Below are 10,805 nucleotides of genomic sequence, written 5' to 3'. Positions count from 1 at the left end.
TATTAAGGTGCCCGACAAAGACATGGAACAACTCGCGCTCATTCGTGATGAGTTTCACGGCGAGTGGAACTACATGATTGCTCCTAAACAAAACCCATAGTGTTCAAGTTATTTTTACTAGACTCCTTACCTCCTGATTTGCTTTCAAGGGTATAGGCGCCCCCTGTCCTGCTCCTGTTTCCTCCGGCTGGATCCTGTACCCTGTTTTCCGATAAGGGTTCCCTGTGAACCACAACGTGACGGACTCTCCATGCAATACGCCAAACTCCGCGCCGCTCTGGCTACCAACCCCCAGGTGGAAGCCATCCTCCTCAACGACGGGTCCCTGGAGGAAAAACGCCTGGCCCTACGGTCGCACCTTTCCGATTTGCTGATCACTGTTTTCGACCGCGCCGAAAAACTCCCTTCAATGGAATGGATTCTCTGCCGCGACGCCATCTGGGCCTTCCGCAACCTGCTCTCACCCCGCAGCGAGGAACTGGCCGGATATAGCTTTCTCGAATACCTGGTAACCGTGCTCAAAGCACGTGACAGACGCCGAAAAGCAAAACCGCCCTCGCCGGGGTTCATTGCCGAAGTTGAACACCTGATCCGCGGCATCAGCGGTACGGCCAAGGTCTACAACGAAAAAGCGCCGGCCTTCCTTCAATACAGCGGCCGCAAGGCGGCCCGGCTGCGTTCCATGGATCTCTCACGCATGGCCCGCAAGGCCGCACGGAAAATGGCTGCCTATCCCTGCGGCCTGGACGACCATCTGCTGCGTGAAAGGAGCACCGCCAAACTGGCCATCCAGCGTGCCTTCAACATCACCGACCTGGAATGGAACGACTGGAAATGGCACACCAGGCATATCATCCGCGATGCCGATACCCTGCGCGATCTCATTGCCCTGGACAAAGACGAGTACGAAGCTGTTCGCCTGGCCCGCCGCCATCGCATTCCCTTTGGCATCACCCCCTATTACCTGTCCCTGTTCGATCCGGCCAACAGCAAAACCTACGACACCGCCATCCGGGCCCAGGTCATCCCCCCCCTGGATTATGTCCGCAAGATGCGAAAAAATCGGCAGGGCGAAGATTGCGTCAGTGATTTCATGAGTGAGTTGGACACCTCGCCCATTGAAGGCATCACCCGCCGTTATCCCAATATCGTCATCATCAAGCCGGTCCTCACCTGCCCGCAGATCTGTGTCTACTGCCAGCGCAACTGGCAAATAGAAGATGTCTACTCCGAAAGCGCTATTCTTTCTCCGGAAAGCCAGGAAAAGGCCCTGGCCTGGATCGAAAACACACCGGAAATCAATGAAGTCCTGATCACCGGCGGCGACCCCTTTCTCCTTCCCGATCCCCTGATCGAGCAACTGATGGCCCGGGTGGCCTCCATCAAACATGTTCACCGCATCCGTCTCGGCACCCGAACGCCGGTCACCCTGCCGCAACGGATCAGCGAATCTCTGGTCCGGGCGGTAACCCGCTTCCATGAACCCGGTCGCCGCGAAGTGATGGTGGTCACCCACTTCGAACATGTCTCCGAGATCACCCCCGAGGCCATGGCCGCGGTCCAGCGGTTCCGGCTGTTCGGCATTGAAGTCTACAACCAGTTGGTGTACACCTTCTTCAATTCACGTCGCTTTGAAACCGCCGCTCTCCGCCAGAAACTGCGTCTCATCGGCGTCACGCCCTACTACACCTTCAACACCAAGGGCAAGGACGAAACCGACACCTATCGGGTCCCCATCCCTCGGCTGCTCCAGGAACAGGACGAAGAGGCCCGTTTGCTGCCGGGTACGGTTCGCACCGATGAAATCGTCTTCAATGTCCCGCGCCTGGGCAAAAACTACCTCAAAGCCTCTCAGCATCGCGACCTGATCTCCATCCTTCCCGATGGCCGACGGGTCTACGAGTTCCATCCCTGGGAAAAGAAATTGGCCCTGATGGACACCTATGTCTACACCGATGTCTCCATTGACGGCTATTTGAAACGCCTGAAACAGGCTGGTGAAAATATCAACGAGTACAGAACAATCTGGTATTACTATTGAAAGCCCTCCTCCTGAAACCGGACCGCCGCTGCTTCCGGCCTGCAAAGGTTGCATCGCAGCCCGCCATCCTCGATCATTTCCATGGGTTGTGCTGATTACCCATCGCAGACCGGCCAAGCGAGGAAAGGATCGCCCTGCTTATATCCCACCCCCACCGCCCCCTTACCCAGATAGAGGACCATGGCCCAGTCGCAGGCAAAGCTGCTAGAGGTTGACGACCAGTAGCCGTCGCCGGTTTCCTGGAATGGATGCCCTGCCGCCAGGGCGGGAAAAGATCTCGAAGCATCTGTGAGGCTGTCCAGTTCCCGGATACTCGGCAAACGCCAGGCCCGTTGCGGAGATACCCTCCGCAATTCCACGACCCGTTCCAGCGCCTGTTGCCAGCTCACCGGCCCGCAGAGATCCGCCCGGCGCAACCAGCGCAATCCGGCGAGAAGATCCACCACACTCTCATCCTCAAGCACAAAACGGGGATCAGGCAAAACAACTCCATGCTGAGCATCACGCCCCTTTGGGTCATAGGTCCCAGCCTGGCCGCTGGCGGGCACAATGGGACTTTCACCGCGGACAGGCCACAATAAAGACGACTCATTCTTGCTGCCGAAAAACATCCGCCCCCCTTCCATATGCACCCGCCATGCATAGGCTGTCTGTCCGGCATAGGTGGTGGACGACCAGTACCAGCCGAGAAACACCTTCCTGAAAGGATGTTCTTCGGCAAGCGCCGGCCTGCTGGCTGCAAAACTGATCAGACTGTGCAACTCACGGCGTCCGGGCATGCGCCAGTCATCCCATCCGCCGTACTTTTCCCTGTTCATCTCCTCAACAGCATCAAAGCACTCCTGCCACAGCAGAGGAAACTCCTCCGGGTTGGCGTCCGTTGTCCAGGTAAGCCCTGTCCATTGATCGAGGACCATCATGCCCTGCTGCTGAAAACGAGGTACAGGCCAGTCCCCCGCGACAAAAAACTCGCCGTCCTGACCTGAGCCCAGGCATGGTATCGGGCTGCCATCCGCCGCATGGCAGGTATTCTGACCGCTGGCAAGGATTCGCAGGCCCAACTTTCTACTCGCTGCAATTCGATTCTGATTCATATTCTCCTGGTAATCGAAACTGACACTATAACCTGGACCCGTGAGCGTTCGTCCTTGCGTCAGCTGTATTGTCTGTGACCGTTGGATGAATGGAAACTGTATCGGACGGGTACAGGCGATGAAGATGGCGTGCGGACGAACGCCCCGAAGGACGACTGGTGAAAGATTTTTTCAAGGATTTCGCTGCAATTATAACCTGAGCACAGCAAAATATATCCAAAAAAAGCGCCCAGCCGTCACGGATTGAGGTTTGCGTTATTTGGCTCGCTGTTCATGTTTATTATCCTACCACGTCAGGAAGGGCAGGCAACAAAACTTCCCAGCCCCGCACCGGAAAAAACAGCCTCTGTCAGCCAGCTATATTGCCCCTTCAACTCCATCTCGCCTTGGCTTTCCGCCAATCTTTCAACCCGCTCTTGATTACTCTCTATCGATCCAACTTGTCCATGGTTGTTGTCTTAACTGGGCTGGTCGCTTTATGCGATTTGTGAAAAATTAGAAGAGTATTGCACAGCAATTCTTGCCACTGGACGTAAAAATAATCGGAATAAAAGCAAAAATGCACTGTCGGCAACAGGTGAAAAAATTTTTTTGGCGACTATCCTTGGCAACGAGGTATCAAAATTTAAAAATTTAATATTAAAAATTAGAAATAAATAATTCCCTATTTTTTTTGGTAATTAATTACAAATTTTTTTCAATTCGACGTCTTGTGCAAGATGTGCAAGAAAAAAACCATTGCAGAAGATAATAATTTCCCCTAGAGCTTAAATACTTGATGTGGTTGCTAAACCTTTGGTCAGTAAAATAGATAGATAGCATCAAAAAAAATGATTCCTCGCGAGGTGAACGTAGGGGGGCAGCAGCTGGCCGCTTCGCAACCTTTTGGAGACCTATCACTCTAAAGAAGGAGGTCTGTATGGCAAAAGTCGGTGTGTATGTTTGTCATTGCGGTTCAAACATTGCTGGTGTAATCGATGTCGCAACTGTCCGAGACTTTGCGGAAACTCTGCCGGACGTTGTTATTGCCCGCAAAGATTTGTTCATGTGCTCGGATTCGGGCCAGGAAATGGTCAAGCAGGATGTTCGAGACGGCCTGGTCGACAGAGTTGTGGTCGCGGCCTGCACCCCTCGGACCCATGAACCCATCTTCAGGGCAGCCATCGAAAAAGCTGGGCTGAATAAATACCTATTTGAAATGGCCAACATCCGTGACCAGGGGAGTTGGGTACACGGCCACGATCACGAAGGGGCGACCGAAAAAGCAAAAAAAATCGTAGCTTCAGCCGTCGGCAAAGCCCGCTTCCTGGAACCCCTGGAAGATAAATTCGTTCCTGTCACCAATGCGGCGCTGGTTATTGGCGCAGGCATCGGCGGCATCAGTGCCGCTCTCGAACTGGCCAACATGGGCCACAAGACCTATCTGGTTGAGAAAAGACCCTCGATCGGAGGCGTCATGGCCCAGCTGGACAAGACCTTTCCCACCAATGACTGCTCCGCCTGTATCCTCACCCCAAAAATGGTCGAGGCCTATAACCATCCCAACATCGAAACCCTGACCTATTCAGAGGTGGATGATGCATCAGGTTATATTGGTAATTTCACTATAAAAATACGCCAAAAACAAACCTATGTCGATTGGAGCAGGTGTACTGGTTGTGGTGACTGTGCAACAAAATGCCCGGCAAAGACAGCGGACGAGTTCAATGCCGGACTATCGGATCGAAGGGCGGCCTATATCATGTTCCCCCAGGCCGTGCCCAAAAAAGCTGTGGTCGACATTAACCATTGCATCAACTGTGCGGATCGCGATATCGGCACCCTCCCGAAGATCAACAAGAAAACAGGCAGACCCATCCTCGCCCCCTGTGAACGATCCTGTCAGGCTGAGGCCATAAATCGGTCCATCGCCCATAACCCCGACGGCGCCATCAGGAAGATTGAGGTTGGCTCTATCGTCATCGCCACCGGCTATCAGGTGATGGACAAGGATTGGTTCAAGGAGATGGCTCCGGCTTGCCCAAACGTTATCACCGCTCTGCAACTGGAGCGAATCATCTCAGCCACGGGTCCAACCGAAGGCAAACTGCTGCGCCCCTCGGACAAAGAGAAACCACGCACCATCACCTTTGTCTCTTGCATGGGCTCGCGCGATGAGCACTTCCACACCTATTGTTCCCGTTTCTGCTGCATGTATATGATCAAACAGGCCCGGCTGATCAAGGAGAAGTATCCGGACATGGTGATTAACATGCATTTTATCGATGTTCGCGCTGCTGGCAAGGAATACGACGAGTACTATGTTGGAGCCAGAAAAATGGGGATCAATCTTTTCAAGGGCAAGGTTGGCGGCTTGGAGATGTTGACGGAGGATAAACTCAGGGTGCTGGCCTATGATATGGAATCGGCAACCAGCATCGAGTACGAATCCGATTTAGTCGTCTTGGCCACCGCTGTGGAATTACCTCCAGATGCGACCGCGCTTGCTCAGAAACTGGGATTACAGTTCTGCGGATCCAATTTTTTCAGAGAACTGCACCCCAAGCTTGGCCCAGTCGAGACCGCCACGGAAGGGCTATTCCTCGCCGGTTGCTGCCAGGGCCCCAAGGATATCCCGGACACCGTTGCTCAGGCCAAGGGAGCAGCGGCGGCGGCGGCGGTACCGCTGGCGCAGGGCAGAGTAAGGATCGACCCGATTATTTCCGAGGTCCACTCCGAGAAATGCAGTGGCTGCGGTATCTGCATCCCGCTATGCCCGTATCACGCCATCACCATGCAGACCTATGCGGACCGTCCCAGGGCCCAAATCGAGATGTCATCCTGCAAAGGTTGCGGTGTCTGCACCTCGGCCTGCCCTTCAGGAGCAATCGTCCTCCATGGGTATGAAGAATCGCAGATTTTTGCGCAAATCGAAGCCTTGACGGCGTGAGGAGGGTGCACAATGATAGTAGACCAAAACAAAATCAACGAAGCCGTATCCACCGTCGTTGGTTACGGCGGCGAGCACATTCTGAATTGTGTCCAATGTGGGGCCTGCTCAGCTGTTTGCCCCGGAGTAAAGGCGGGGTTTCCGCTGCTTTGTCGTCACCTGATCCGGTCTTTGCTCAACGGTAACCTGGAGGAGATCATCGAAGATTCTTCGAGTTGGGGTTGCCAGGCCTGCAACCGCTGCACCGAAGTCTGTCCGCAGGGTGTACGTCCTCAGGAAGTCGTTTTTGCTTTTCGGCGCTATCAGGCGAACCAACTCGCTTTTTCCACCTCTTCTGTCACCAGCCAGATGAATCTCTTTGAGACTGGTCATGCTGTTTATACCGACCCCAGAGAAGCGAGGAAAAAGGTTGGCCTGCCCGAGGAGACTCCGACCTCGGCCTTTGACGAACAGGCAAAAAAAGAAATCCAAACGCTGATCAACAACAGCCCCATGGGTGCGTTGGGACTTTTTTAATAAAGGAGACAGGACTCATGGAAAAAATCGGCTTATATCTTGGATGTAACATACCGTTGAAGAACCCTGACATTGAACAATCTTTTCGCAAAATCTTTCCGGTTCTGGGTATCGAACCCGTCGATCTGCTAGGCGCCTCCTGTTGCCCGGCCTGGGGCACAGCTCCTTCATTCGACCTCAACACCTGGTGCGCCATCTCCAGCCGAAACATCACTATCGCCGAAGAGCAGGGTGTCGATATCATGACCGGCTGCAACTCATGTTTCGGTGTGCTTTCGGAAGCTAAGCATTTTCTCGAGGACAGCGGGCGGAGAAAAGCTGTCAACGCCAGTTTGGCCACCATAAACCGCACCTTCCATGGCACCTCGGATATCTATCATGTTGCTCATGTGCTCCATCGTAAGATTGGCACCCAGAAGATCACGGAAAATCTGAAATATTCCCTTGAAGGATTAAAAATCGCGGTGCAAACAGGTTGTCATGCCCTGTGGCCAACCGATGTCTATAAAGTCAATGAAGAGAATCCCTTTTTCCCCACCATGCTTCGGGAACTTTGTGAGGCAACCGGGGCAACTGTGCCCCATTATTCTCGACTTGCCGGTTGTTGTGGCATGGGAGGCATGCGCTCCACCGATCAAGAGAAATCTTTGGGGCTGTTTAAAGAAAAGATAGTTTCCATCAAGGAGGAAACTGATGCCGACCTGATCGTCACCACCTGCTCCTCCTGTTTTCTTCAGTTCGATATGTCGCAACCAATTCTTAAACAGCGTGGTCTGATAGATTTCGAACCTATTCCAACTTTTTATTTCACCCAGTTGCTAGCCCTGGCCATGGGTTTTGATCCAAACCAGGTGGCCTCCATTTCGCAGATCGACCGCAGTGCGGTTATTGCAACAATCCAAAGCGAAGACCGTCTCATCAAGGAGGTAGCCTAATGTCCTACGATCCAAATATTGTTGGCTTTGCTTGCCAGTGGTGCACCTATGCGGGCGCCGACCTCGCTGGAAATCTGCGAGCCACGTACCCGCCTTCCATAAAACTGATCAAGGTTCCTTGTTCAGGACGGGTTGAACCTGAATATGTCATGGAGGCCTTTGCAAAAGGGGCTGATGGCGTTATGATCGGTGGCTGCCATTTCGGTGATTGCCATTATAAAACGGGTAACCATAAAACCTCGCAACGGATGACAATACTCTCTAAAATGCTTGAAGATATGGGCTTTGACTCTAAACGTTTTCGCGTGGAATGGATTTCCGGTGCAGAAGGCTATCGTTTTGCAGAAGTTATCGAAGAATTTACCAAAGAATTGCAGGAGCTGGGACCAAGCCCGCTCAAGGGAGGTAATGGTCATGGCAGATAAAGTAAAAACCGCCTTTCTGCTCGCCGGAGGCTGCGCGGGCTGCGAAATGAGCGTGGTCGACCTTTCCGAGGTTCTGGTCGATGCGTTGGAGTCCTTGGAAATCGTATTCTGGGCACCGACGGTGGCTGATGTCAAATACAAAGATCTGGAGGAGATGCCGGACAAATCGATTGACTTGGCCTTTGTCGATGGCATGATCCGTAACAGCGAGAATCTGCACACCGTTCAGGTTCTGCGCCAGAAATCCAAAATCCTGGTGGCCTTCGGTGCCTGCGCAACTCTAGGCGGCATTGCCGCTCTCGGTGATCTTTACACCAAAGAGGAACTGTTCGATCAAGCCTATAAGACCTCGTTCTCTACGGATAATCCCGATGGGATCTATCCGACCCCGGATTATATGCTGGACGGCAAATACCATCTTACCATTCCAGCCTTCCTTGACAACTGTTCCACCATCGACCAGGTGGTCGATGTCGAATACTATGTTGGTGGTTGCCCGCCCCATCCTTCCTTTGTTGGCAAATTGGTAGGAGCCATCCTTGCCGGCGATTTACCTCCTGCCGGTTCCTGGCTGACCTGTGGCAAGGCTGTCTGCGATATCTGCAAGCGCAATCCCGCCATCACCGGTCAGGAGCGGCTGCCGGTAGGCGAGATCAAACGCACCATCGACGGGCAACCCGATTTTGAAAAATGTCTGCTCCAGCAGGGGTATATGTGCTTCGGCCCTGTTACCCAGGGAGATTGCGGCGCCTCCTGTCTCAATGTGAACATTCCCTGCCGCGGCTGCGGCGGCCCCATACCCGGTATCAAAGATTTCGGAGCCCGCTGCGTCTCAACCCTGGCCTCGAGCATGGCTGATGATGCAACCGCTGTCCAGTTCATTGAGAAGTATAATGATATGGCTAAAATGTTCTATCGTTACAGTCACACGGCCTCGAATCTCAACCACACAATTGCCGAGCGGAAAGAAAAGTAGCACGCAAGGAGGTCAACAAGAACAGCCGGGAAGGTCTGTTCATACATATTTCTGAATCGCTGAAGAAAAAATTCGGCTTTGGCCCCGAGCTAAGCGTGCCGGTATCGACGGCAAGGAGCAGCACTATGAAAAAAATCGAAATAAATCCGATCACCCGACTTGAGGGACACGGCAAGATTGCCATTTTCCTGGATGATAATGGCAATGTTGATGATGCCTTTTTCCAAACCGTTGAATTTCGAGGTTTTGAAAAATTTCTCCAGGGTATGCCCATGGAGGAGGTACCCCGGACTGTGTCCACGGTCTGCGGTGTTTGCCGTGGTGTCCATTTCACCGCTTCCATGAAGGCTTCGGACGAGGTCTTCGGGGTGACGCCACCACCGACAGGACGCAAACTGCGGGAATTGTTTTTCAACGCCCATATTGTGGAAGATCACACCGTCATTCTCTACGCCCTGGGTTTTCCTGATTTTGTCGTCGGACCAGAATCCAATCCAGCTGAGCGGAATGTGGTCGGCCTGATTAACGCCGTTGGGGCCGATGTAGGTCGGGAGGTGCTGCGGAGGCGAGGTCTGGCCTTGAAAATTTTCGAATTACTGGGAGGCAAGCCCAACCATCCGGTGGCCGCTATCCCCGGTGGCTGGTCCAAGCAGTTGAACGAGGAAGAGCGCCGGCAGATTGAGGAGTGGTCCAAAGAGTTGGTGGGCCTGGGTGAGTTGACCCTTAAGGTTTTTGAAGATGTGGTCCTGAAAAATGACAAATACATGGAGCTGGTCACCGGCGATATGTACCGGGTCGAAGTCGGCTACATGGGCTCGGTTGATGAGCAGGATCGAAGCACCTATTACGACGGCACCCAGAAGGTGATCGACAGCGCCGGCAAGGTAGTCGGCACGTTCAACGGCAAGGAATATCTCGATTTCATCTCGGAACGGGTCCAACCCTGGACCTACTTGAAATTTCCCTATCAAAAAAAGCTCGGTGCCTGGCAAGGAATTGTCGAGGGCCCGGGGACCAATATATACGCCGTCGGTCCATTAGCCCGGATGAATATCGCCACAGGGATGAATACGCCGCTTGCGCAACAGCATTTTGAAAAATTTCATGCCGCCTTCGGCGTCAGACCGGTACATAATATTCTGGGGTACCATTGGGCCAGGGCAATAGAATTGCTCAATGCTGCGGAAAATTGCCTGGAGTTATCGAGAGACCCAGACATCACCAGCAAGGAGACCTGGAACAAGCCCACATCCTGCACCGGAGAGGGAATCGGAATCATCGAGGCCTCGCGTGGTACTCTTATCCATCATTATCTCACGGATAACAAAGGCATTGTCACCGATGCGAACCTGATCGTCGCCACCACTCACAACAACGCCCCTATCAACCTGGCAGTCAAAAAAGCGGCCAAACATTTTATCAAAAATGGCAATGTGGCAGAGGGCATGCTGAACTATGTAGAAATGGCCTTCCGTCCTTATGACCTCTGCCTGGCTTGCGCTACCCACACGTTGACCAACGGTCAAACCCCACTGCAGGTGGAGATTTTTGATAACAACGGTAAGCTGTATAAGGCTCTAAAGAATTTTTAACGCATGGAGTTGGATGGCCCCGGTAGGCAGAGACCTGAATCCTTGAGCGTTCGCCCGTGCGTCGGCTTCGTTGTTCGTGGCCGTTCGATTAAAGGACACTTTATCGGACGGATACGGGCAATGAAGATGGCGTGCGCACGGTCGGCCCCAAAGGGCGGCGGGTGAAATGTATTGCCAAGGATTCAGCTACAATTAATAAATGACTACAGAAAGATATATCCAAAGCAAGAGTCCAGCCGTCACGGATTCAGGAGCGAATCTGTCAGGGGCCCACAGGAACAAACTTCAGTTGAACGA

Annotated in this window: 8 protein-coding genes; 7 read left to right on the top strand and 1 reads right to left on the bottom strand. The window is 53.0% G+C overall.

Annotated features, from left to right (window positions below):
- Nucleotides 1–250 precede the first annotated feature (250 nt).
- Nucleotides 251–2,041 carry a KamA family radical SAM protein gene (locus tag JWG43_RS11745; protein ID WP_205243123.1) on the top strand — a complete coding sequence of 597 codons (1,791 nt, stop codon included), beginning with the start codon at nt 251–253 and terminating at the stop codon, nt 2,039–2,041.
- Between the two features lie 95 nt (nt 2,042–2,136).
- On the opposite strand, the gene JWG43_RS11740 is transcribed toward JWG43_RS11745, so the two are convergent.
- Complete coding sequence (locus tag JWG43_RS11740; protein ID WP_205243122.1) at nt 2,137–3,135, bottom strand: Lcl C-terminal domain-containing protein; 999 nt, start codon at nt 3,133–3,135, stop codon at nt 2,137–2,139.
- 919 nt (nt 3,136–4,054) lie between these two features.
- On the opposite strand from JWG43_RS11740, the gene JWG43_RS11735 reads away from it, so the two are divergent.
- From JWG43_RS11735 to JWG43_RS11710, 6 genes are all read left to right on the top strand, one after another.
- A complete protein-coding gene (locus JWG43_RS11735) occupies nt 4,055–6,064 on the top strand; it encodes a CoB--CoM heterodisulfide reductase iron-sulfur subunit A family protein (RefSeq protein WP_205243121.1) in 2,010 nt (669 codons plus the stop codon).
- A gap of 12 nt (nt 6,065–6,076) precedes the next feature.
- Entirely contained in the window at nt 6,077–6,580 is a 504-nt protein-coding gene (locus JWG43_RS11730) for a 4Fe-4S dicluster domain-containing protein (RefSeq protein WP_205243120.1), read from the top strand.
- Nucleotides 6,581–6,597: 17 nt separating this feature from the next.
- Complete coding sequence (locus JWG43_RS11725; protein WP_205243119.1) at nt 6,598–7,515, top strand: CoB--CoM heterodisulfide reductase iron-sulfur subunit B family protein; 918 nt, start codon at nt 6,598–6,600, stop codon at nt 7,513–7,515.
- The gene (locus JWG43_RS11720; RefSeq protein WP_205243118.1) at nt 7,515–7,940 is read left to right on the top strand and encodes a hydrogenase iron-sulfur subunit; all 426 of its coding nucleotides are present in this window, start codon (nt 7,515–7,517) and stop codon (nt 7,938–7,940) included. Before JWG43_RS11725 ends, JWG43_RS11720 begins: the two co-directional genes overlap by 1 nt.
- A complete protein-coding gene (locus JWG43_RS11715) occupies nt 7,930–8,916 on the top strand; it encodes an NADH-quinone oxidoreductase subunit B family protein (protein WP_205243117.1) in 987 nt (328 codons plus the stop codon). Before JWG43_RS11720 ends, JWG43_RS11715 begins: the two co-directional genes overlap by 11 nt.
- Nucleotides 8,917–9,041: 125 nt before the next feature.
- Complete coding sequence (locus tag JWG43_RS11710) at nt 9,042–10,508, top strand: Ni/Fe hydrogenase subunit alpha (RefSeq protein ID WP_205243116.1); 1,467 nt, start codon at nt 9,042–9,044, stop codon at nt 10,506–10,508.
- Nucleotides 10,509–10,805: the final 297 nt, after the last annotated feature.

It is taken from the genome of Desulfobulbus alkaliphilus (genome assembly GCF_016918545.1).
GTDB lineage: Bacteria > Desulfobacterota > Desulfobulbia > Desulfobulbales > Desulfobulbaceae > Desulfobulbus > Desulfobulbus alkaliphilus.
The sequence above is the reverse complement of the archived record's forward strand: the minus strand, read 5'-3'. Positions and strand labels throughout refer to the sequence as shown.